Origin of the sequence: Lutispora saccharofermentans, from assembly GCF_024363565.1 — a bacterium.
Classification (GTDB): Bacteria; Bacillota; Clostridia; order Lutisporales; family Lutisporaceae; genus Lutispora; species Lutispora saccharofermentans.
Genome location: NZ_JAJEKE010000001.1, coordinates 413005 through 435764, shown reverse-complemented (window position 1 = coordinate 435764; position 22760 = coordinate 413005). Strand labels below are relative to the sequence as shown.

The following is a 22760-nucleotide window of genomic DNA, read 5'->3' as shown; positions in this document are numbered from 1 at the left end:
AATATAAATTGAAGAATAAACCTTCCTATGATAAAATAAAATTGAAAATTAAATAATGGACATCAGGTTCTTTTAGATTAATAGGGAAAACGGTGCAAAGCCGTTGCAGCCCCCGCTACTGTTATCGCGTACGAAATCAACCGATACCACTGGATTTATCCGGGAAGGTGTTGAGAGTAGAAGGATGCGAAAGCCAGGAGACCTGCCTGATCGTTTAGACCAAGTGACCTTCGGAGGGAAGGAAGAGCTTTTATTTTTATGTCTGTTTGGTATATATGATGCTTGAAAAAATCCCCGATCCTTGAAGGTCGGGGATTTTCAATTTTAAAGCAGATAAGGGGTGAGCTTATGAAAAATAAAAAGGGCATTATAATTGCAAGCTTTGGCACTACTTATGAAGTTACGCGAAAGCTGTGCATAGAAAGCATTGAAAAGATGATTGAAGAAAAATATGAGGATTATCTGGTGCTAAGGGCATTTACCTCTGAAATAGTGAGAAGCATATTAAAAGATAGAGACGGCTTGGATGTCTATAATCCTATAGGAGCATTAAACAGGATGAAGGAAATGGGCATAAAAGAAGTGTTCATACAATCCCTTCATATAATTCCCGGCTATGAATATGAAAAGATAATAAAACAGGTTGAAGATTTTAAAAAGGAAAATGAGGATTTCATAATATCTGTTGGAAAGCCCTTGCTTTATGAGGACCATGATTTCCGCAAGGTTATAGAAGGCTTAGTGGCTGAGAAAATATTGGGGGAAGAGCCTGTTGTATTTATGGGACACGGTACGGAGCATAGCTCCGATGAAGCCTATGGCAAGCTTGAGAGGATGTTTGCAGATAAGGGATACGGGGAGGTTTTTATAGGGACGGTAGAGGGAGCGAGAACTATAGAGGATATCATAGCTCAATTAAAGGATAAGAACATAAAAAAGGTTATCCTAAGGCCCTTTATGCTGGTAGCGGGAGACCATGCCATAAACGATATGGCATCGGAGGATGAGGCTTCCTGGAGGAATAAGCTTCTGGCCAATGGCATAGAAGCGGAAATAGGACTTTTCGGCCTTGGAGAAATCAGCGCAGTCAGAAATTTATTTTTAGAGCATTTAGAGGCTGCAATAAATAGCTAGTTGGGAGGAAGAGCCGTGAAACAAAAAAGAGTAATGGCAGTAATAATCGCCGTATTAGTATTAAGCTTGCTCAGCGGGTGCGGCGTCAATCAGGAAAATCCTACAAATCCTGGCGAAAATGAAAGAGCAGGAGAAAGCCTTAAGGAAGAATACGGAGTAAAGATTGATGAGGATAGCGTTACCTTTATTGATGGAAGAGATAAGGAGGTGACCCTAAAGAAACATCCTCAAAGGGTGGTTTGCTTGTTCACCTCTTATTTGGAAATATGGGATAAGGCTGGAGGCAAGGTCATAGGAAAGATAGAAGATGCATCGGAAAAACCCGTTGAAGGGGCAAAGAATGCAGAAATAGTAGGGACCCTCGGAGCACCAAGCCTGGAGAAGATTATTGCATTGGAGCCGGATCTGGTAATATTGAATGCAAATTCAAAAATCAATATGGAATTGGTTCCGGCACTGGAACAAAACAATATCGGGATATTGGCCATAGACTTCTTTGTGAAAGAAGACTACTTCAAGATAGTAAGGCTTTTTACCGCATTAACCGATAGAGAGGATCTATACAATGAATATGGATTGAAAGTAAAAAATGATGTAGAGAGCATTATCAATAAAGTGCCGAAGGATAAAGCTTACAAAGCATTGCTTATGATGGCCAGTGCAAAGAGCATAACGGTGCGGGACTCTTCTACCTATGTAGGACAGATGCTTAAGGACTTGAATATGGAAAACATATCCGACGGCTCGGAGCTCACCACGGACGCTAAGGTTTTCAGCATGGAAACCATATTGGAGAGGGACCCTGATTTTATATTTGTACAGGTAACGGGTACGGATCAAAGCAAGGTCTTTGAAAAGCTGAAAAAAGATGTAGAATCAAACCCGGCCTGGGCATCCTTAAAAGCCGTAAAAGAAGGAAGGTATATTTTCCTGCCCAAGGAGCTTTACATGTATAAAGCTAATCATAGATATGCAGAAGCCTATGAAGGCCTTGCCAGGGTGATATATCCGGAAGTGTTCGAGTAGAAAGTATTCTGAAGTTAAGCATGAGGTAAGGAGAAAATAATTGATGGGCGGTAGAAAAGAGAGAGCCAGCAAGGCTTTAATATTGCTGGGGTTTGTGCTTTTGTTTATTGTAAGTTTTTTTATCAGCATTGGGAATGGTGCAGTAAAAATTTCTCCGGCGGAAATTGTAAAGTCGATTTTCTTCCAGAAGGATTCAATGCATTATCAGGTCATATGGAATGTGAGGTTGCCGAGGACTATAGTTGCTGCTTTGGTAGGGGTTTGCTTATCCCTGTCGGGCTCTATACTTCAAGGTATAATGAGAAACCCCATGGCAGGCCCCAATATTATTGGGGTGTCCTCAGGGGGAGGACTTATGGCTTTAATAATATTGATATTGTTTCCCAAATATTATTATCTGGTGCCCTTAGGAGCTTTTACAGGTGCCCTTATGGCCACGTTATTCATATATGGATTGTCTTGGAAGGAGGGAGTTCATCCTACCAGATTGATATTGGCAGGAGTTGCTGTATCTTCTCTTTTAAATGCAGGAATAAACGGGCTCATCACCTTTTTTCCCGATAGGGTAGCAGGCGTAATAGGCTTTATGGTTGGAGGCTTGTCTGCAACTACCTGGATACAGGTAAGAACGATCATACCCTATGCCCTGGCAGGAACGGCTCTGGTGCAATTTATGCCCCAAAGGCTGAATATACTGATGCTGGGGGATGAAGTAGCTACCGGCTTGGGTCTTAATGTGGAAAAAACAAGATTTGCCTTTATAATACTTTCCTCCCTATTGGCAGGCAGTGCCGTGAGCGTAGTAGGCATGCTGGGGTTTGTCGGGCTAATCGTACCTCATATGGCCAGATTATTTATAGGTTCCGATTATAAATATTTATTTCCCGCAGCATTTTTTCTGGGCGGCTCCATAGTAATGCTTTGCGATACCCTTTCAAGAGTGCTGTTTGCGCCTGCGGAGATACCTGTGGGCATAATAATGTCTGCACTTGGAGCGCCCTTTTTCCTGTATTTGCTGAGAAAAAAGGAGGCTGTGAGATAAATGGGGTTAGAGGCACTGGATATTCATGTAAAATATGGACAGAAAGAAATACTGAATTCTGTAGCGCTTAAAATCAACGATGGTGAAATAACGACGATCATCGGACCTAACGGCTCTGGGAAATCAACTTTAATAAAAGTTTTGTCAAGATGTCTAAATCCCTGGAAAGGTTCGGTATATCTGGACGGAGAGGACTTAAAAGATATAGGAACAAAGAAAATAGCCGAGAAGCTGGCGGTATTGCCCCAAATACGGCATCTATCCTCGGATATCACAGTAGAAGAACTGGTGTCTCACGGAAGATACCCTCATCTGGGATTTAGGCAGAAATTGAGGAAAGAAGATAAGGAAATAATTGAGTGGGCTATGTTCAAAACCGGGTTGCTGGATTTGAGATATCGTTATGTGGTTACATTGTCGGGAGGGGAAAGGCAGAGAGCTTGGATGGCAATGACTTTGGCCCAAAAGACAAAAATACTTATTCTTGACGAGCCCACTACATTTCTGGATATATCTTATCAATTGGAAGTGCTGGAGCTTATTAAAGAGCTCAATGCATCATTGGGGTTGACGGTAATAATGGTGCTCCATGATCTGAATCAAGCTGCCAGATACTCAGATAATATACATGTGCTGGATAGAGGAAGAATATGTGAATGGGGATCGCCCGATAAAATATTGAGAAGCGATCTGATCAAAGGGGTTTTTAAAATACAGGCTCATATATATGAGGATGACATAAATCAATGCCTATATTTTATTCCGGAAAAGAGGGTGTAAAAATTTATGGAGATGATCATGATAACCGCTCCCTCCAGTGGTATGGGGAAAACATTGATAACCCTGGGCATAATAAGGGCATTAAAAAAGCGGCAGTGCAATGTCTCGGGTTTTAAAACAGGACCGGACTTTATAGATACCAGGTATATAGCCGAGGCTTCCGGCAAGAGGGCAGGGAATCTGGATATGCATTTGCTGGGAACCAATGGAGTGAAAAAGGCTATAGCTATGAATAAGGGGGATATATCCATAGCAGAAGGCGCCATGGGATATTTTGACGGTATGGGCAGCGGCTTTGAAAACTCCGGCTATGATATATCAAAGCTGTTGGATATAAATGCAATCTTGGTGTATACACCCAAGGGCGAAATGTTTTCCGCCATACCTAAGATAAAGGGAATGGTTGACTTCTCGGGCTCCAGGATCAGAGGAGTCATATTGAACAAGGTGAGCAGGGCTATGTATGCTCTTTTGAAAGAAAAAATAGAGGAATATATAGATGTCAAGGTGCTGGGCTATGTGGAAGAGGATAAGGCTTTAGAAATAGAGAGCAGGCATTTAGGCTTGATTCAAAGCATTGAGACAAGTGATGCAAATAAAATAATAGAAAAAGCTGCAGAGAATATAGAAAAGAATATAAACCTGGAAGAAATAATAAGGCTCTGCCGCAGAGTAGAGCTGCCTGAATACATTTATCCGGGCAGAAGAGATATCAGAGTGGCCATTGCTTACGACAAAGCCTTTTCCTTTTATTACGGGGAAAACCTGAATCTTTTTGAAAACACCTGTCGGGTGGAATATTTTTCTCCCATTGAGGATAGGAAGCTCCCCCAATGCGATCTGCTATATTTGGGAGGAGGCTATCCGGAAATTTATAAGGAGGAGCTTTCTGCAAATTATGAAATGAGAAAAGCTGTAAAGGATAAGGCAGAAGGCGGAGGCTTTATATATGCAGAAGCGGGAGGATTGATGTATCTTGCCGGGAGCATAGAGCAAAGCCCAATGTGCGGGGTCTTTAAAGGCAAGTCTGCCATGACTGACAGGCTTCAGCGATTTGGATATGTGAACATTGAACTTGGAGAGGATTGCAGCCTGGGCAGAAAGGGAGACCTTATAAAAGGCCAGGAATTTCATAAATCCATTGCAGAGATCAATGAAAAAGAGATTTTCAATATAAAGAAGCCTATGGGCAGGGGAGAATGGAAATGCGGATACAAATACAAAAATGCATTGGCGGCATATCCGCATATAAATTTTTTAGGTAATATGAAAGCCTTTAATCATCTGCTGGATACTATAGAAAAAGAATATTCAGAATGATGTGTTGTCCTAACTGATAAAAGAGTGCAGCACTGAACTAACTCGCCCTAAGACCCACACCGCTATAGGCGGCGTGTGCCTAAGGGCGGCTAAGTCCAGTATGGACTCGACTAACATTCAGTGGAGTTGAAACCCCACTGAATGAAGTCTCGTTCAATGTGAAGGGACTTAGAGTTTGTTAGTTTTGACGCAACCCTATGCAAGCTTACAAAGTCTTAGTCTCGGAACTTTCGCAATCGTTATCAGTTAGAACAACCAAACTACTAAAATGAATTATTACAGAAAAATCGACTGTGAATAGCAACAAAAAATATACAGGGGGTGATCAGATTGTATATGAAAGACCCGATGGGAATTGAGAATAAAAGCATGGATATAATCGAGGAAGTCATGTGTGATACCTCTTTTTCCAAAGAGGAGAGCATAGTGGTAAAGAGGATGATCCATACGACGGGAGATTTCGATTACAGAAAGATAGCGGTTTTTCAAAAGGATTTTGTAAATCAGGCCTTAAGAAGCATAAAAAGGGGAGGAATCCTTTTTACCGATACCAAAATGGCTCATATGGGAATAAACAAGAAAGCCCTGGCCAAAGCGTGCTGTGAGGTCAAGTGCTTCATAGATGATGAAGAGGTGGCAGAGGAGGCCAAAAGGATGAATACTACCAGGTCGGCCTGTGCAGTGGAAAGGGCTGCTTCGGAAGGAATAGATATGTTCGTCATAGGAAACGCGCCTACGGCTCTTTTCAGATTGCTGGAGCTGGCACAAGAAGGAAAGGTGGAGCCCCAATTTATCGTTGGAGTGCCGGTGGGCTTTGTCGGCGCCGCCGAATCCAAGGAATATTTGAGGGCATCTGATCTGCCTTCCATATCAACCGTTGGCACAAAAGGCGGAAGCAATGTAGCAGCCTCTATAGTCAATGCACTGCTTTATATGGCGGTGGGGCGATGATGGAGGATATATACATAATAAAGGAAGGAAAAGAGCTGAGATGCGGATATACCACAGGCAGCTGTGCCGCAGGAGCAGCCAAGGCAGCGGCTCTTATGCTGGAGAGAAATGAAGCAGTAGAATATATCCAGATAGATACTCCGGCCGGGATTCCCTTAAGGCTAAAGGTTAATAACCAGGAAATTCGTGAGGGGTGGGCGTCCTGCTCCATCACAAAGGATGGAGGAGACGATCCGGATTCAACGGATGGAATGGAAATACACGCTTTGGTTAAAAAGAGAGGAGACGGCTTGAATGTCATAGATGGGGGACAGGGTATAGGACGGATCATGAGGAAGGGCTTGTTCGGCAATGTGGGTGAAGCCGCTATCAATCCTGTTCCAAGGCAGATGATAGACAAAGAGGTGAGCGAAGTTTCAAAAAGCGGCTATGATATAACCATATATGCGCCCAAAGGGGAGGAAATAAGCTGCAAAACCTATAATAAAAATATAGGCATAGAGGGCGGCATATCGATAATCGGTACGAAGGGCATAGTATATCCCATGTCAGAGGATGCCCTGATAAAAACCATATATCTTGAAGTTGATATGATAGAAGAAAAATACGGTAAGGACAATATAATACTGGTGCCGGGAAATTACGGCGAAAAAATAGCAGATTCGCTCAATATGAAAGGGCCAAGTGTCAAAATGTCCAATTATATAGGCGACACAATACTATATATTTATAATAAGGGCTTCAAGTCAATGACCATTATAGGGCATATAGGAAAACTTTCCAAGCTTTCCATCGGCGTATTCAATACCCACAGCAAGATCTGTGACGGAAGGATGGAGGCATTTGTTTATTATTTAGCCCTAAGAGGGGCTTCCATAGAGCTATTGGATAGGATAAACATCTGCATAACGGCGGAAGAGGCCCTAGGCTGCTGCATAGAAGCAGGCTATGGGAAAATTGCAGGGGATATGGCCAGAGGCTGTAAGGACAGGATAAGAAAATATCTTAAGGATGAGAGCTATCCTGTAGAGGTGATCATTTTCTCCATGGAGAGGGGTGTATTTATGGGGTAATTATTGCAGGGATAGGGCCCGGGAATCCGGATTATCTGACTATGGAAGTAAAGAAAGCTATTGAAGAAGCAGAACATATAATAGCCTTTGGAAGAGCCGGAGAATCTCTCAAGAGCCTGGAAAAGGAATTTATCAAGGTAAAAAGAGTAGATGAAGTAATCGATTATATAGGCAGGCATAAGGATGCTCTGCTATTGGCATCAGGAGATCCTTGCTTTTATGGAATAACGGATTTTTTGAAGGCTAAAAGCATAGCTATAGAAAGAATATTGCCGGGCATATCATCCTTTCAATATATGATGACGAAGCTGAAAAAGAGCTGGCAGGGAGCACAATTTCTGTCGCTCCATGGAAGAGAGGAAGACATGGAGAGAGCAAAAAACAATAGGCTTTCAATAATACTTACAGATGATAAGAATACCCCCTCCCAGATATCGCAAAGGCTTAAAGCCTTAGGCGCAAAGGGCCGGATATATGCGGGATACAATCTATCCTATGATGATGAAAGGATCATTGAGGCAGAAATCGGCGAAAACTTTGAGGATATTTCTCCTCTTGCGGTGGTGGTGGTGGAAGATGAAATGGATTAAGGATGAGGAATTCATCAGAGGCAGCATACCTATGACAAAGTTCAATATAAGAGTGCTGAATATGGCTTATCTATCTATAGAAGAGGGAGATAATCTATTGGATATAGGCGCAGGAACGGGATCCGTGTCTGTAGAAGCGGCTCTCCAGGGGGCCAGGGTATGGGCTGTGGAGAAGGAAAGAGAGGGAGCGGAGCTTATCAATAAAAATAAGGATAAGTTCCGGGCAAATATAACGGTAATTGAGGGGCAGGCGCCGGAAGACTTACCATCTATAAAGCTTGACAAATGCTTCATTGGGGGAAGCGGCGGCCGCCTCAAGGAGATTTTTGATTATTTGCAAAGCAATCTGAGGAACAAAGGGATTCTGTGTGCAAATTTCATCACTCTAAACAATCTGAATAAATTCTTAGAGCTTTTGAAGCTTTATGATTATGAGAATATAGAAGTCCAGCTTATACAAGCCTCAGTCATTGATGAAATGGGATTATTTAGGGGCAATAACCCCATATTTATTGTAAAGGGAGTGAAAGCATGAAGAAGCTTTACGGAGTGGGCACAGGACCGGGGGACAAAGAGCTGCTGACCCTTAAGGCAGTCAGAGTCATCAGGGATGCAGAGGTAATATTTGCTCCAAATAACAGAGGCAAGAATATGGCCCTGGATACTGCAAAGGATTATATAATAAATAAGCGGGTAGTGCTGATAGATTTCCATATGGGGGAGGTAGACAAGGCAGATTATAAGACAGCTTCGGAAATCATTAAGAATGAAATTCCTCATGGGGAACATGGCGTATTTTTGACAATAGGAGATCCTATGATATACAGCACCTTTATATTCATAATGAAGGAGTTGGAGGACAGCGATGTGGAAGTGGAGATAGTGCCGGGTATACCTTCTTTTGTAGCAGGAGCAGGAATTTCAAGGACTCCCATTGCAGTAAAAGGAGAAAAATTTTTGCTTTGCGATGAAGAGCCTGAGGCAGAATTATTAAAGAGCATAGACTGTGTATGCGCTTTAAAAGTTTTTAAAGACAAAAAGAAAATGATAGATATTTTTGATGACAAAGGCTTTACATACAGTTATATAAAGCGGTGCACACTGGAAGATGAAAAAGTATTGACAGATAAAGAGGAAATATTGAAGGAGCACGATTATATGTCTTTCATAATGGGAAGGAGGTATAAGAATGATTAGCTTTGTCGGAGCAGGACCCGGAGATGTAGACTTGATAACCATAAAAGGCAGAAGACTGTTGGAAAAGGCTGATATGGTGATATATGCAGGCAGTTTGGTGTCGGAAAGGCATCTTGAATTCTGCAAGGAAGGCTGTCAATTTTATAACAGCGCAAAGATGACTTTGGAGGAAGTAATAGAAAAGATGGAGGATGCCTATAGGAAGGGCTTGCAGGTGGTAAGGCTCCATACGGGAGATCCTACTATATATGGAGCTATCAGGGAACAGATGGATTTATTGGAACGAAAAGGAATAGATTTTCAGGCGATTTCGGGAGTAAGCTCCTTTACGGCAGCCTGCAGCGCAATAAATAGGGAATTTACCTTGCCTGAGGTGAGCCAAACCGTTATACTGACAAGAATAGAAGGCAGAACCGGTGTGCCGGAAGAAGAAGATTTAGAAAAGCTGGCAGCCCATAGGGCTTCTATGGCTTTATTCCTTTCTATAAAAGAAATAGACCGGGTTGTTGAAAAATTAAAGAGGGGATATGGGCGGGAAGATGTGCCGGTAGCTGTGGTGTATAAGGCCACCTGGGAAGATGAAAAAATCATAATGGGTACTCTGAAGGATATAAGACATAAGGTGGAAAAGGAAGGAATAACTAAAATGGCCCAGATCCTCGTGGGAGATTTCATAGATGGAGATTATGAGAGATCAAAGCTATACGATCCCCAATTCTCTCATGAATATAGGAGCGGTAACAGATGAAAATAGCCTGCCTTTCCTTTACAGATGACGGTAAAAAATTAGGGGATAAACTAGTAAAATATAGATATGAGCCCAATAAAGACAAGAGCTGTATAGTTCATCATTTTGAAAACTCTAAAATAACAGGCGGCATAAAAGGCAATTTGAGCTATATAGTTGAGGAATATGACGGTATAATCTTTATTTCTGCTGCCGGAATAGCTGTGAGGATGATGAAGTCTTATATAAAGGACAAGAAAACTGATCCTGCCGTCATAGTGATAGATGATCTGGGCAAGTTCTCCATAAGCCTTTTATCGGGCCATATCGGCGGAGCCAACGAGCTTGCAAAATGGACAGCAGCAATTATAGGAGCCATGCCAATAATCACTACAGCATCCGACGGAAGGGGAATAGAGGCTATAGACAATTTTGCCGCCGGCAACGGATATGAAATAGAATGTATGGAGGATGTAAAAACAATAATGGCCATGATGGTGAATGGGAAAAGGATAGGATTTTATTCGGAAATGGAGGCCATTATTGACTATAAGAATATTGCTGCATTGAAAAGCCTGGAGGATAGTGAAGATATTCAAGGGATTATCGCTGTTACATCCAGGGAGATAGTCAGCATAGATATTCCCGGGGTTGTTTTGAGGCCTAAAAACATTAATATAGGCATAGGATGCAGGAAGGATGCGGAAGGATACAAAATAATAGAAGCCATAAAGGCTGATCTGGAAGAAAACAATCTTTCAGAAAAGAGCATCAAAGCTATAGGAACTATAGAAGCAAAAAAAGATGAAGCCGGAATAATAAAGGCAGCCAATTATTTTAACTGCCCGTTAAAGATATTTACAGCGGAAGAAATAAGGAAGGTTGAAGACAGGTTTGAGAAAAGTGATTTTGTTAAAGAAGCAGTGGGGGTTTACTCCGTGTCTGAGCCCTGCGCTTATCTTTTAGGAGGGGACATGCGGACTCATAAGGTAAAACATGATGGGATAACCATATCAATAGCTGTGGAGGTTTATGATGGCTAAATTATATGTAGTGGGAATAGGCCCTGGAGGCCGAGATAATATGACCCTAAGGGCTGTGGAAGTGATAAAAAAATGCGATGTCCTGGTGGGATACACCCCTTATATCAAGTATTTGGGAGAACTGGCAGATGGAAAGGAGCTCTTTTCTACGGGAATGACCGGGGAAATACAAAGATGCAAAATAGCTGTGGAAAAAGTGAGAGAGGGCAAAGATACGGCCATAATAAGCACAGGTGATGCAGGCCTTTATGGAATGGCAGGGCCTGTATTGGAGCTGAGAGAGGAAATAGACGTGGAAATAGTGCCCGGCGTAACGGCGGCCTTTTCTGCAGCCTCTGAATTAGGCTCTCCTATAATGCATGATCATGCCAGCATCAGTCTGAGCGATCTTTTGACCCCCTGGGAAGTGATAGAGAAAAGGCTCGAAACAGCTTCCTTAGGGAATTTTGTTATATCCATATACAATCCAAAGAGCAAGGGGCGGAAGTCTCATCTCGAGAGGGCGGTAGAAGTGATGCTAAGATATAAAAGTCCTTCTACTCCTGTAGGAATAGTAAAAAATTCCGGGAGGGATAACACGGAAAAACGGATAACAACATTAGATAATATTGACTATGATGCCATAGATATGCTATCTATTATAATAGTAGGAAACAGCAAGACTTATACCAAGGATGGCTTCATGATCACACCCAGGGGGTACAAGCTCTGATGATCTGGATTATTGGCGGAACCGCAGAGACCAGGGAAATAATTGATAGAATAAAAGATATGGATAACTATATCGTCACCAGTGCAACTGATAGTGAAAAGGAATTCATACCTTGTCCAAATCTTGTGGTAGGCAGAATGGATTATGTTTCTATGACAGACTTTATAGATGAAAATCATATTTCATTGATTGTGGATCTTTCTCATCCCTATGCTGCAGAGGTTACAGAAAATGCAAAAAGAGCAGCACAGAGCAGGAGCATCAAATATGTAAGGTACGTAAGGAGCAAGGTGGAGTTTGAAGGTATGGGAACATACCTTAGAGGTTATGAAGAATGCTTAGATTTTTTAAAAGGAATAAAGGGAACAGTATTTTTTACTACAGGCTCTAAAAATATAGGGGATTTTGAAAAAGTACGCAATAAAAATCGCTTTATATATAGAATACTTCCTGCGCCGGAAAGCATAGAGGAGTGCAGAAAGCATGAGATCAGGATGAAGGATATAGTTGCCGTATTGGGACCTTTCTCCAAGAAATTTAATAAAGCTATGTTTGCAGAGTACGATGTTGATTATGTGGTAATGAAAGACAGCGGAAGAGAAGGCGGAACCATAGAAAAGATACAGGCCTGCGGGGAATTGGGCATAATCCCCATTATAATTGGGCGGAGAGACGAAGAAGGGATATATGATATCGATGAAATAGAAAATATCATCAGAATGGTATAAACGTTAAGAGTTTCTTATAAACTTTATTAGCGGGGCTAAGGCTTATACGGTATTTTTGTATTTATACTGATAGGATAAGGGAGTGATGATTTATATGATGGATTACATTAAAAGCTTGAACCCCGTTATGCAAGCTCTTTTGGCTACATTATTCACTTATGGTATAACTGCTTTAGGTGCGGCCTTTGTATTTATAGGAAAGGAGTTAAGCCGTAAAATGCTTGACGGCATTCTGGCTTTTGCCGGGGGCGTTATGATAGCGGCAAGTTTTTGGTCATTATTGGCTCCGGCTATAGAGATGTCTGAAGGAAAGGCATTGCCTGCTTTTCTGCCTCCAACCATTGGATTCTTGGCGGGGGCTATGTTTTTATGGCTTATAGATAAGATAATACCTCATCTTCACGTAAACTTCGGAGAGGAGCATGTTGAGGGAGTTAAAACCTCATGGCAAAGGAGCGTGCTCTTAGTGCTTGCCATAACCCTCCATAATATACCCGAAGGCTTAGCTGTAGGAGTTGCATTCGGTGCTGCAGCTGCTGGAGCTGAAAGTGCAAATATAGCTGGTGCTGTTGCATTGGCATTGGGTATTGGCCTCCAGAACTTTCCCGAAGGCATAGCAGTATCCATGCCCTTAAGACGTGAAGGCATGAGCAAGGGCAAGAGCTTCTTTTACGGCCAATTGTCAGGTTTAGTCGAGCCTTTTGCAGGGGTTTTAGGCGCAGCTATCGTAGGATTTGCATTGTCCATATTGCCCTATGCATTGTCTTTCGCTGCAGGAGCTATGATTTTCGTAGTAGTGGAGGAGGTAATCCCCGAGTCCCAGCAGGCAGGCCACACGGATTTTGCTACCATAGGAGCAATTCTAGGCTTTACTGCGATGATGATATTGGATGTTGCATTAGGCTAGAGGAAACTGAAAATTCTAAATATAATAATTAGCATTATAAGGCAGGAATTTATAAAATGGTGTAGAATATGTAAGTTAGCTTTGCATATTTTATATAAAAATAAGGGGGAAGATGCAAGTGACAAAAAGAACAATCAGTTTACTATTAGCCTTAGTTATGGTTTTCGCATTATTTACCGGATGTGCAAAACCAGCACCACAGCCTGAACAAGGCCAGGCTCCTGCAGAACCGGAAAAACCAAAGTACTCCTTTGGTATGGTTACAGACGTTGGCGGTATCGGCGACAAGTCCTTTAACGACTCTGCCTGGGCAGGAATCGAAAAGGCAGGCCAAGAATTAGGAGTCGAACCTAAGCTTCTTCAATCTACAAAACAGGATGACTATACTCCAAACCTAGGCAGCATGGCTCAGTCTGTAGATTTAACCATGGCTGTAGGCTTCTTGTTTGAGGATGCTATGAAGACTTCGGCAGATCAATATGCTGACAAGAAATTTGGAGCTATTGATATCACAACTCCATTAGAAAAAGAGAACGTAATGCAAGTTAACTTCAAAGAGCATGAGGGTTCCTTCTTGGTCGGTGTTATAGCCGGCCTTACTACAAAAACCAATGTTATCGGCTTTGTAGGCGGTATGGATTTCCCTGTTATCAGAAGGTTTGAAGCAGGCTTCATAGCCGGTGTAAAATCAGCTAATCCAAACGCAAAGGTTATCGTAAACTATACGGGAGCTTTTGATAACCCTGATAAGGGCAAAGAAGTTGCATTGACACAGCATCAGCAAAAAGCAGACGTTATATTCCATGCATCAGGCGGATGTGGAATAGGCGTTATACAAGCAGCTGACGAGAAAGGCTTCTGGGCAATAGGTGTTGACCAAGACCAATCAGCAGTATCAAATAATAATAAGGTTCTATGCAGCATGATCAAAAGAGTTGACGTAGGTACATATACAATAGTTAAAGCTTATGCTGACAACACATTCAAAGGTGGAGTTACTGAGTTAGGTCTTAAAGAAGAAGGTGTCGGATATAGTGACGGCGGAAAGAACGTTTCTGCAGAACTAGCAGCGCAAGTTGAAAAGTACAAGGCTGCAATAAACGACGGAACAATAGCAGTACCGGCAACAAGAGAAGAGTTGGAAACCTTCAAGCCTGTTGAAATTAAGTAATAAAAGTTCTTGATTAACATAATAAAAGCTAGATGCGCAAGCCTCTAGCTTTTATTATGAAAAGGTACATTTTGTATTTAAAATTGCTCTGCTAAATTGTATAATGGTTATGTATGCTTGTATAAAAAGTTTGTGCTAGGAAGGTGGGAAGATAATTGTCAGCTGTTATTGAGATGAAGGGTATCGGCAAGTCCTTTCCCGGCGTCAGGGCAAATAATAATATTAATTTGACGGTAGATCAGGGAGAAATACATGTTTTATTGGGGGAAAATGGTGCAGGCAAGTCAACTTTGATGAACATATTATATGGCCTATATACTCCGGATGAGGGAGAAATATTTGTTAAGGGCAAAGGGGTAAAAATAAGCAACCCCAATATAGCCATTTCTCTTGGAATAGGTATGGTGCATCAACACTTTATGTTGGTACCTCCATTTAGCGTGACAGAAAATATTGTTTTGGGTTCAGAGCCTAAAAAAGGCTTGGCTCTGGATACGGATAAGGCGATCTCCGATGTAGAGGAATTATCGAAGAAATATGAACTGAAGGTAGATCCAAGGGCAAAGATTCAGGATATATCAGTGGGAATGCAGCAAAGAGTTGAAATATTGAAGACTCTATATAGAGGTGCTGAAATCCTTATTCTGGATGAACCCACTGCAGTATTGACTCCCCAGGAAATCGAGGAATTGGGAGTGATTTTAAAAAGCCTTGTAAACCAGGGCAAGTCAATAATCCTTATAACCCATAAGCTTAAGGAAGTAATGTCCATGAGCGACAAGGTTACAATAATAAGAAGAGGCAAGGTCATTGATACCCTTGAAACTTCTAAGACAAACATCGAAGAACTTGCGGAAAAAATGGTGGGAAGAAAAGTAAGCCTTACAGTCGAAAAGGAAGAGGTAAAGTTAGGCGAGCCTATATTGGAGGTTAAAGGCGTAAAAACTCTGGACAATAGAGGCTTGGAAGCCGTAAAAGGCGTGGACTTTGAAGTAAGAAGCGGTGAGATCTTCGGTATTGCAGGAGTAGACGGCAACGGGCAGAATGAGCTTGTCCAAATAATAACAGGCTTGCGCAAGGCTGCAGCAGGGGAGGTGCTCGTGAAAGGAAAGAGCATCACAAACCTGAGCCCTAAAAACGTAATAGAGAGTGGTGTAGGATATATTCCTGAAGACAGGCATAAAAGAGGCTTGATTCTAGACTTCCCTTTATCTGAAAATACAATTCTTGGTTCTCATAGAAGCAAGTCCTTTAAAAAGGGCTTAGGACTGGATTATAGAAAGATTAGAGGATATTCAAGGAAGCTTATAAAAGAATTTGATGTAAGGACGCCTAACGAAAGAGTTCATGCTAAGTCTCTTTCAGGAGGAAACCAGCAGAAATTGATCATTGCCAGGGAATTGGACAGGGACCCGCAATTGCTTATTGCATCTCAGCCTACCAGAGGCCTGGATGTAGGAGCTATAGAGTTTGTTCACCATAGGCTTATAGAGCAAAGAAACAGAGGCAAAGCGGTGCTTTTGGTATCCCTGGAGCTGGATGAGATAATGGCATTATCTGATAGAATAGCAGTTATGTATGATGGAAAGATAGTCGGAGTAGTAGATGCTAAAGATGCAACAGAGCTTGAGCTTGGAATAATGATGGCCGGCGGAAGACGGTCAGAAATGCATTAGGGGGTGGATAAAATGGAGAATTGGATAGATGAGTTAAAAGACAGTCTGAAGAATACCTTTAAAGAAATATTATACCCCCTTATCGCAATAGTGATTTCATTTATTGCAGGAGCCATTTTAGTATATGCCTTCGGCAGAAGTCCCATAACGGCATATAAGGCTTTATTTTTAGGGGCATTAGGAGATTGGAATAAAATTGGAGAAACACTGGTCACTACTACTACCCTGATATTGACAGGCCTTTCTATAGCATTCGCTTTCAGGTGCGGGCTGTTTAATATAGGAGCAGAAGGCCAGTTTATAATGGGCGGAGTTGCTTCCTTATGGGCAGGTTGGGCTTTGGCAGGCTTGCCTCCGGTTTTACACGTGGCAGTTACCTTATTGACAGGTGCAATTGCTGGCGGAATATGGGCCGGTATAGTCGGATGGCTCAAGGCTAAAGTAGGATCTCACGAAGTTATCAATAGTATTATGATGAATTATATTGCGATGAATTTGAGCAATTATTTGATTATGACGGTTTTAAACGAGCCGGACAAGGCTTTTTCCTATGAGATAGCACCAACAGCAAAGCTATGGAGATTTTCGGAAAGCTTTGTGCAGTTCAAATATTCAAGACTTCATATAGGCATTATTATAGCTGTGCTAGTTGCTTTGGCAGCTTATTATTTACTTAACAAAACCATAAGAGGCTATGAAATCAGAGCCGTAGGATTTAATCCCAGCGCGTCCGAATACGGTGGAATCAATGTAAACAGAAATATTGTATTAGCCATGGTAATATCCGGACTATTCTCCGGGTTGGCGGGAGGTATTCAGACAGCCGGAGTACAGTATAGGGTAAATAATCTTTTTGGATTTACCGGATATGGCCTTGATGGCATACCAGTTGCTCTGGTTGGCAATAATCACCCCATCGGGGTAGTTTTGTCTGCTTTTCTTTTCGGGATATTGCAAAGGGGTGGTCCCATGATGCAAGTAGAAGGCATACCTAAAGAAGTGGTAGGAATAATTCAAGGCATCATAATCCTATTTGTGGCATCCAATTTCGTCAGGGTTATGGTAAAAAGATATAAAGAAAATAAGGAAATAAAAGCCCATTTAGCGAAAGGCGAGGTGAAGTAGCATGTTAAATATAATCAGCATTTTATTCGCGAGCACCATAAGATCCGCTACTCCACTTATATTTCCTGCATTAGGAGGAACCTTCTCCGAAAGATCCGGAGTTATAAACATTGGGCTGGACGGTATGATGACAGTAGGAGCCTTCAGTGCGGTATTGGTATCTTATAAAACGGGCTCTCCGTTGCTAGGATTACTTGGAGCTATGATAATAGGCGGCTTGTTTGGATGGCTTTTGGCTTTCCTAAGCATTCATTTTAAGGCGAACCAAGTTGTGGTAGGCACTGCGATTAATATATTGGCAGGAAGCTTGACGACTTTTCTTTTGATAGAGATATGGGGTAAACCTGGACAGACAGACAGCGTAAGCTACTTTACGCCTTGGGGTCCCTTTAACATGTTCACCTATCTTGCTTTAATATTAGTAGCAATTTCATATTACGTACTGTACAAAACGCCTTTCGGCCTCAGGATCAGGGCAGTGGGAGAGCATCCCAGGGCGGCGGATACATTAGGCGTGAATGTATATATTATGAGATATATATGCGTAATAATAAGCGGAATATTGGCCGGAATAGGAGGAGCATCACTGTCCATAGGCTCAATAAGCCTTTTTAAGGAAGGAATGGTAGCGGGAAAAGGGTTTATCGCCCTGGCGGCCATGATATTCGGAAAATGGCATCCCATAGGTGCTGCATTAGCATGCTTATTCTTTGGCCTGGCTGATGCAATTCAAACTATTTCCATGTCCTTTGGCCTAAATGTACCGAAAGAATTTCTATTTGCACTGCCATACTTGCTGACGATGCTGGCAGTATCAGGCGTAGTAGGCAAATCAATTGGCCCTGCAGCAGATGGAATTCCATATGAAAAAGGAGAGAAATAGGTCTTGCAATATCCTTTTTATATTTCAAGAGGAGACTGAGCATGGAAGCAAGAGCTTGTTATCCGGGAAGCATAGGAGAAGTAATTCAAGGCAGAGTTAAAGGTATAGATACGCTTTTATCATGCCCGGTAAATCTATTTACGAATGTCAGAATATATGAATGCAAAAATCCCTTTAAAAAAACCTTTTATCCTAAATCGTCTCAATTTCTGGCCAATGTACTTAAAAATTGGGGATATACAGATTGCATTGAAACGCTGGATATAGAAATATGCTCGGATATACCTAAAGGCAAGGGCTTTGCCAGCAGTACTGCAGATCTGTGCGGAATATATAATTGCCTTATACAGCTATTCCATAGAAAGCATGATGAAGATGAGCTTGCTGCAGAGTGCATAAAAGTGGAGCCCACAGATAGTATAATATTTAAAAACATGACTTTTTTTGATTATAAAACAGGAGCATATAAAGAGCAAATAGGCAGCTATATGGAATTTTACCTTCTGGTTTTTGAAGGTAATAGAACTGTAGACACGATAGAATTCAACAAAAAGAGCATCCAGCCTCTGAGCCAAATTGATGATCTTGCTGAGCTCACGAGGCATGGAGTTAAAAAACGGAGCTTAGATCATATTGCAAAGGCATCTACTGAGAGCATTATTAGAAATCAGCATAGATTAAGGTATGATTTGCTGAGTGAGGCACTGAGGCTTAAGGATGTGACCGGCGGACTCGGCATAATGGGAGCACATAGCGGAGACGCGCTTGCCATAATATATGACGACATAAAGCTTATGGAAAGGGCATTTGTTAATGCTCCGCATTTTAAAGGATATAAGGCTTATAAGCTGAGAACCATCACAGAAGAAGAGTTCAGGAACCCTGAATAAATTTGAGTAGTTTTCTTGCAGAGTCGAGCAGGACCTGGCTAAATGATTATCCATGTCCTGCTCGATTTAAATTTTGGCAAGGTTTTTGCTATATTTATATTATGATTAAGCATAAATATATGGTATAATTATTTTGTAGACTTTCATTTGTGAGAGGTGAAAACTATGAGAATGGGATATGATCTGATACTTGAGCAACAGCAAAAACTGATAATGACGCCGGAATTAAGACTCGCTCTCAAGATATTGCAGCTTCCTACGATAGAATTAGAGGAGCTTGTGAAGCAAGAGCTTGAAACTAATCCCGTTCTTGATGTTATAGAAGATAATCAAGAAGAAAAAGCTGAAAACCCTGATAAGGATAGAAAAGAAGAAAAGAGTACCATCGAAGAAATTGATTGGAAAGAATATTTTCAATATCAGGGTAAGAGCTATTGCTTGGAAAATACCGGAATAGATGACTCTCAAGAGATGAATTACGACAACTTGATATGTTATTCGGATACCTTGAAGGATCATTTGCTTTTTCAGCTTAATACCTTGAAATTGGGCAAATGTGACAGAATTATCGGAGAATATATCATAGAGAGCCTGGACGACAATGGATATTTATGTACCACAATAGACCAGATATCTTCTGTGCTTTCTGCATCTAAAGAAAGAGTAGAAAAAGTATTGAGGATCATTCAGACCTTTGAACCGATTGGTGTGGGGGCACTTAATCTGATGGATTGCCTATTGATACAAATACATGCATTGGGTATCGCAGATGAAAATCTAGAAATCATAATTAAAGACCATCTGGATGATATTGCAGGCAACAGGCTGCAAAATATTGCTAAAAAGCTGTCTATAACTGTAGCAGAAGTACAAGATTACAGTGATATAATAAAAAGCCTGGAGCCCAAACCGGGAAGATCGTTTTTTTGCGGAACCGAGTGCAGATATGTTATCCCTGATGTCTTTGTTGAAAAGATTGAGAATGAATATATAATTACCATAAATGACAATTACAGTTCAAGGCTTATGGTTAATCAATACTATAAGAGCATTATAAATACAGAGGACAAGTCCTCGGAAGCCCTGTCTTTTATTAATGACAAGCTTTCCTCCGCATTATGGCTTATAAAGAGCCTGGAACAGAGAAAGAATACATTATATAGAGTAGTCAAAGCTATTATTGATTATCAAAGAGATTTTTTTGAAAAGGGCGACAGCTATCTAAAAACTATGACTCTGAAGAACATTGCTGATGAAGTTCAGGTTCATGAGTCTACTGTCAGCAGAGCTATAAGCGGCAAATACGCTCAAACGCCAAGAGGAATATTTGAAATAAAATACTTTTTCAAAAGCGGCGTTGGCAATGAAGAAGGGGAAGATATATCCTCAGAAAGCATAAAAAAGATGATGAGATCAATAATCGACAAGGAGGATACTTCAAAGCCTATAAGCGATCAAGCCATAGCTGATCTTCTGGCGGAAAAAGGCATAAAAATTTCCAGGCGCACCGTTGCAAAATATAGAGATGAAATCGGGATACCCTCATCATCGAGGAGAAAAAGATACTAAAGGCAGCAATGCCTTTTTTTTATTGGAGGAAATCACCGAAAATTATTGAAAATATGTAAAGGGAGGAATATAATAGACATATAGGGACAAAAAACAATAAGAGGGACGAAAAGTGTCCCTAGGAGGGATCTGATGAAAAATTTTATTGAACTTCAAAAAAAAATTGCCCCGGAAATTTCAGATATGATTGAAAAAAGGTATTCCATCCTTTTGACTATTAAATACAATCAGCCCATAGGCAGGCGCAATATATCAAGCTTCATGGGGCAGACAGAAAGATGGGTAAGAAGTGAGTTAGATGTTTTAAAGAATCAAAATCTCATAGAGATACAATCTGCCGGCATGCACATCACCGAAGAGGGTGAAGAAATAATAAGCAAGCTTTCCGCATATATAGGTGAGGTTAAAGGATTGAGCATGCTATCTAAAAATTTAAAGACTATGCTTGGAGTTAAAGAAGTGCTTATCGTTCCGGGAAATTGCGAAAAAAGGCCTGAGGTACTGAATGAGATGGGAAGAAGAGCTTTTGATTATATGAAGGAGTGCATAAAGGATAATTCTGTAATAGCGGTATCCGGAGGATACTCTACTATGGCTATGGCAGAAAATGCAAGAGCCGTTGGGAATAAAAAAACGATAGTCATTCCTGCCACAGGCGGCCATAGCGGCAATTTGGAAACCCAGTCCAATGCTGTTGCTGAGAGGCTCGCTCATAAGATAGACGGAGATTATTATCCTTTATACCTTCCAGAAAGCATCAATGATGAAATGCTGCATACAATGCTGGCCGATTCGCATATTTCAAAGGTAGTTGACCTTATTGGCCAGGCCGACATATTTCTGTTTGGATTAAGCACAATAGAGCAGATCGCCGAAAGAAGAAAGCTTGATGAGGATACAAAAAAATATTTGGAAGGAAAGGGAGCTATTGCAGAGGCCTTTGGATATTATTTCGGTGAGGATGGAGAGGTAATACTTAAAAAAGGCAGCATCGGTATAAGAATAGAAGATTGCGGAAATATAAACACTGTGATTTCTATAGCCGGAGGCATAACAAAAGCTAAAGCAATTGTTTGCGTCAACCGGGGTAAAAATAAAAATATATTAGTAATTGATGAAAAAGCTGCAGAAGAAATATATGATATAATGAGAGGAGAATAAATAATGGCTGTAAAAGTTGGTATTAACGGTTTCGGAAGAATTGGCAGACCTGTTTTCAAAATTGCTCGGGAGAAATTTGGTGAGGATATTGAAATTGTCCTGATAAATGACTTGTCTGATCCGGGAACCCTTGCCCATTTATTAAAATACGACAGTACATATGGAGTATATGCTGAGGATGTCGATGCATATGAGGATGGTATCATCGTTAACGGCAAGAAAATAAGAATAAGCGCCGAAGCAAACCCGGAAAATATAAAATGGGGCGAATACGGCGTAGATATTGTTATAGAGTCCACAGGAAGATTTATAAGCAAGAAGGATGTTTCAGCACATATGCGTGGGGGAGCCAAGAAGGTAGTAATATCTTCGCCGGCAAAAGATGAAGATATTACTATAGTCATGGGTGTCAATGAAGATAAGTATATACCTGAGAAACACCATGTTATTTCCAATGCGTCATGCACCACAAATTGTCTGGCTCCGGTCGTTAAGGTCCTTCATGAGACCTTTGGCGTTAAAAAAGGATTTATGACCACGGTACACTCCTATACCAATGATCAGAGAATTTTAGATTTGCCTCATAAGGATTTGAGGAGATCCAGGGCAGCAGCTTTGTCAATAATACCTACCACCACAGGAGCCGCAAAGGCAGTGGCTCTTGCAATACCGGATATGAAAGGCAGGCTTACGGGACTGGCTATGCGAGTTCCAACGCCTACGGTTTCAGTTGTAGATTTTGTTGCAGCATTGGAAAAAGAGGCTGACATTGATGCGGTAAATGAGGCTCTTAGGCATGCTTCCGAAAGCAGCATGAAGGGCATCATCGAGTTTTGCACGAAGCCTCTTGTTTCTATCGATTTCAAGGGTAATTCCCATTCAGCAATAATTGACTCGCTGTCTACCATGGTTTTAGATGATGATATGATAAAGGTTGTAGCATGGTATGATAATGAATGGGGCTACTCCAACAGATTGGTGGACCTGGTAAAATATATTGCAGATAAGCAAGTTTAAAAAACCGTTTTCCAATAAAAGCCATAATATAATGGAGG

General features: G+C 41.2%; 23 protein-coding genes and 1 riboswitch. All 23 genes read left to right on the top strand.

Going from position 1 to position 22760, the window contains the following annotated elements:
• Positions 1-47: 47 nt before the first annotated feature.
• Positions 48-224: riboswitch (cobalamin riboswitch) on the top strand.
• 124 nt (positions 225-348) lie between these two features.
• The 23 genes from LJD61_RS02185 to gap all read left to right on the top strand — a co-directional run bounded on the left by LJD61_RS02185 (position 349) and on the right by gap (position 22722).
• A complete protein-coding gene (locus LJD61_RS02185; RefSeq protein ID WP_255225841.1) occupies positions 349-1134 on the top strand; it encodes a sirohydrochlorin cobaltochelatase in 786 nt (261 codons plus the stop codon).
• Positions 1135-1149: 15 nt separating this feature from the next.
• Complete coding sequence (locus LJD61_RS02180) at positions 1150-2160, top strand: ABC transporter substrate-binding protein (RefSeq protein WP_255225840.1); 1011 nt, start codon at positions 1150-1152, stop codon at positions 2158-2160.
• Positions 2161-2203: 43 nt separating this feature from the next.
• Entirely contained in the window at positions 2204-3202 is a 999-nt protein-coding gene (locus tag LJD61_RS02175) for a FecCD family ABC transporter permease (protein WP_255225839.1), read from the top strand.
• Positions 3203-3982: an ABC transporter ATP-binding protein gene (locus tag LJD61_RS02170; RefSeq protein WP_255225838.1), complete on the top strand. Its 780-nt coding sequence runs from the start codon at positions 3203-3205 to the stop codon at positions 3980-3982.
• Positions 3983-3988: 6 nt separating this feature from the next.
• Positions 3989-5302 carry a cobyrinate a,c-diamide synthase gene (locus tag LJD61_RS02165; protein WP_255225837.1) on the top strand — a complete coding sequence of 438 codons (1314 nt, stop codon included), beginning with the start codon at positions 3989-3991 and terminating at the stop codon, positions 5300-5302.
• Positions 5303-5632: 330 nt separating this feature from the next.
• Positions 5633-6253, top strand: coding sequence for a precorrin-8X methylmutase (locus tag LJD61_RS02160; protein ID WP_408614598.1), 621 nt, complete (start codon positions 5633-5635; stop codon positions 6251-6253).
• Positions 6250-7326, top strand: a complete 1077-nt coding sequence (gene cbiD / locus LJD61_RS02155; RefSeq protein ID WP_408614596.1) for a cobalt-precorrin-5B (C(1))-methyltransferase CbiD — start codon at positions 6250-6252, stop codon at positions 7324-7326. The genes LJD61_RS02160 and cbiD overlap by 4 nt, the downstream gene beginning before the upstream one ends.
• Positions 7314-7916, top strand: a complete 603-nt coding sequence (cbiE, locus tag LJD61_RS02150) for a precorrin-6y C5,15-methyltransferase (decarboxylating) subunit CbiE (protein ID WP_255226015.1) — start codon at positions 7314-7316, stop codon at positions 7914-7916. The genes cbiD and cbiE overlap by 13 nt, the downstream gene beginning before the upstream one ends.
• Positions 7903-8451 (top strand): precorrin-6Y C5,15-methyltransferase (decarboxylating) subunit CbiT, encoded by a 549-nt coding sequence (gene cbiT / locus LJD61_RS02145; protein WP_255225835.1) that lies wholly within the window; start codon positions 7903-7905, stop codon positions 8449-8451. The genes cbiE and cbiT overlap by 14 nt, the downstream gene beginning before the upstream one ends.
• Positions 8448-9113: a precorrin-2 C(20)-methyltransferase gene (locus LJD61_RS02140; protein ID WP_255225834.1), complete on the top strand. Its 666-nt coding sequence runs from the start codon at positions 8448-8450 to the stop codon at positions 9111-9113. The genes cbiT and LJD61_RS02140 overlap by 4 nt, the downstream gene beginning before the upstream one ends.
• Complete coding sequence (gene cobM, locus LJD61_RS02135; protein WP_255225833.1) at positions 9106-9861, top strand: precorrin-4 C(11)-methyltransferase; 756 nt, start codon at positions 9106-9108, stop codon at positions 9859-9861. Before LJD61_RS02140 ends, cobM begins: the two co-directional genes overlap by 8 nt.
• Complete coding sequence (cbiG, locus tag LJD61_RS02130; protein ID WP_255225832.1) at positions 9858-10883, top strand: cobalt-precorrin 5A hydrolase; 1026 nt, start codon at positions 9858-9860, stop codon at positions 10881-10883. The genes cobM and cbiG overlap by 4 nt, the downstream gene beginning before the upstream one ends.
• Complete coding sequence (gene cobJ, locus LJD61_RS02125; protein WP_255225831.1) at positions 10876-11595, top strand: precorrin-3B C(17)-methyltransferase; 720 nt, start codon at positions 10876-10878, stop codon at positions 11593-11595. The genes cbiG and cobJ overlap by 8 nt, the downstream gene beginning before the upstream one ends.
• Entirely contained in the window at positions 11595-12323 is a 729-nt protein-coding gene (gene cobK, locus LJD61_RS02120) for a precorrin-6A reductase (protein WP_255225830.1), read from the top strand. Before cobJ ends, cobK begins: the two co-directional genes overlap by 1 nt.
• A 97-nt stretch (positions 12324-12420) precedes the next feature.
• On the top strand, positions 12421-13230 hold the full coding sequence (locus LJD61_RS02115) for a ZIP family metal transporter (RefSeq protein ID WP_255226014.1): 810 nt from the start codon (positions 12421-12423) through the stop codon (positions 13228-13230).
• 118 nt (positions 13231-13348) lie between these two features.
• Positions 13349-14401 carry a BMP family lipoprotein gene (locus LJD61_RS02110; protein ID WP_255225829.1) on the top strand — a complete coding sequence of 351 codons (1053 nt, stop codon included), beginning with the start codon at positions 13349-13351 and terminating at the stop codon, positions 14399-14401.
• 155 nt (positions 14402-14556) lie between these two features.
• Positions 14557-16077: an ABC transporter ATP-binding protein gene (locus LJD61_RS02105; protein WP_255225828.1), complete on the top strand. Its 1521-nt coding sequence runs from the start codon at positions 14557-14559 to the stop codon at positions 16075-16077.
• Positions 16078-16089: 12 nt separating this feature from the next.
• Complete coding sequence (locus LJD61_RS02100) at positions 16090-17202, top strand: ABC transporter permease (protein WP_255225827.1); 1113 nt, start codon at positions 16090-16092, stop codon at positions 17200-17202.
• 1 nt (position 17203) lies between these two features.
• Positions 17204-18085 carry an ABC transporter permease gene (locus LJD61_RS02095; protein WP_255225826.1) on the top strand — a complete coding sequence of 294 codons (882 nt, stop codon included), beginning with the start codon at positions 17204-17206 and terminating at the stop codon, positions 18083-18085.
• Between the two features lie 41 nt (positions 18086-18126).
• On the top strand, positions 18127-18975 hold the full coding sequence (locus LJD61_RS02090; protein ID WP_255225825.1) for a GHMP family kinase ATP-binding protein: 849 nt from the start codon (positions 18127-18129) through the stop codon (positions 18973-18975).
• A 165-nt stretch (positions 18976-19140) separates the two neighbouring features.
• Complete coding sequence (rpoN, locus tag LJD61_RS02085) at positions 19141-20544, top strand: RNA polymerase factor sigma-54 (protein ID WP_255225824.1); 1404 nt, start codon at positions 19141-19143, stop codon at positions 20542-20544.
• Between the two features lie 132 nt (positions 20545-20676).
• The gene (locus LJD61_RS02080) at positions 20677-21705 is read left to right on the top strand and encodes a sugar-binding transcriptional regulator (RefSeq protein ID WP_255225823.1); all 1029 of its coding nucleotides are present in this window, start codon (positions 20677-20679) and stop codon (positions 21703-21705) included.
• Positions 21706-21708: 3 nt separating this feature from the next.
• The gene (gap, locus tag LJD61_RS02075; RefSeq protein ID WP_255225822.1) at positions 21709-22722 is read left to right on the top strand and encodes a type I glyceraldehyde-3-phosphate dehydrogenase; all 1014 of its coding nucleotides are present in this window, start codon (positions 21709-21711) and stop codon (positions 22720-22722) included.
• The last annotated feature ends 38 nt before the right edge of the window (positions 22723-22760 follow it).

Excerpts from the sequence above, each read along its gene's own strand:
- rpoN (WP_255225824.1), top strand. The coding sequence starts at position 19,141 with ATGAGAATGGGATATGATCTGATACTTGAGCAACAGCAAAAACTGATA.
- LJD61_RS02115 (WP_255226014.1), top strand. The coding sequence starts at position 12,421 with ATGGATTACATTAAAAGCTTGAACCCCGTTATGCAAGCTCTTTTGGCT.
- LJD61_RS02170 (WP_255225838.1), top strand. The coding sequence starts at position 3,203 with ATGGGGTTAGAGGCACTGGATATTCATGTAAAATATGGACAGAAAGAA.
- LJD61_RS02185 (WP_255225841.1), top strand. The coding sequence starts at position 349 with ATGAAAAATAAAAAGGGCATTATAATTGCAAGCTTTGGCACTACTTAT.
- LJD61_RS02090 (WP_255225825.1), top strand. The coding sequence starts at position 18,127 with ATGGAAGCAAGAGCTTGTTATCCGGGAAGCATAGGAGAAGTAATTCAA.
- cbiD (WP_408614596.1), top strand. The coding sequence starts at position 6,250 with ATGATGGAGGATATATACATAATAAAGGAAGGAAAAGAGCTGAGATGC.
- LJD61_RS02095 (WP_255225826.1), top strand. The coding sequence starts at position 17,204 with ATGTTAAATATAATCAGCATTTTATTCGCGAGCACCATAAGATCCGCT.
- cbiG (WP_255225832.1), top strand. The coding sequence starts at position 9,858 with ATGAAAATAGCCTGCCTTTCCTTTACAGATGACGGTAAAAAATTAGGG.
- LJD61_RS02140 (WP_255225834.1), top strand. The coding sequence starts at position 8,448 with ATGAAGAAGCTTTACGGAGTGGGCACAGGACCGGGGGACAAAGAGCTG.
- gap (WP_255225822.1), top strand. The coding sequence starts at position 21,709 with ATGGCTGTAAAAGTTGGTATTAACGGTTTCGGAAGAATTGGCAGACCT.
- cobM (WP_255225833.1), top strand. The coding sequence starts at position 9,106 with ATGATTAGCTTTGTCGGAGCAGGACCCGGAGATGTAGACTTGATAACC.
- LJD61_RS02165 (WP_255225837.1), top strand. The coding sequence starts at position 3,989 with ATGGAGATGATCATGATAACCGCTCCCTCCAGTGGTATGGGGAAAACA.
- cbiT (WP_255225835.1), top strand. The coding sequence starts at position 7,903 with ATGAAATGGATTAAGGATGAGGAATTCATCAGAGGCAGCATACCTATG.
- cobJ (WP_255225831.1), top strand. The coding sequence starts at position 10,876 with ATGGCTAAATTATATGTAGTGGGAATAGGCCCTGGAGGCCGAGATAAT.
- LJD61_RS02080 (WP_255225823.1), top strand. The coding sequence starts at position 20,677 with ATGAAAAATTTTATTGAACTTCAAAAAAAAATTGCCCCGGAAATTTCA.
- LJD61_RS02100 (WP_255225827.1), top strand. The coding sequence starts at position 16,090 with ATGGAGAATTGGATAGATGAGTTAAAAGACAGTCTGAAGAATACCTTT.
- LJD61_RS02175 (WP_255225839.1), top strand. The coding sequence starts at position 2,204 with ATGGGCGGTAGAAAAGAGAGAGCCAGCAAGGCTTTAATATTGCTGGGG.
- cobK (WP_255225830.1), top strand. The coding sequence starts at position 11,595 with ATGATCTGGATTATTGGCGGAACCGCAGAGACCAGGGAAATAATTGAT.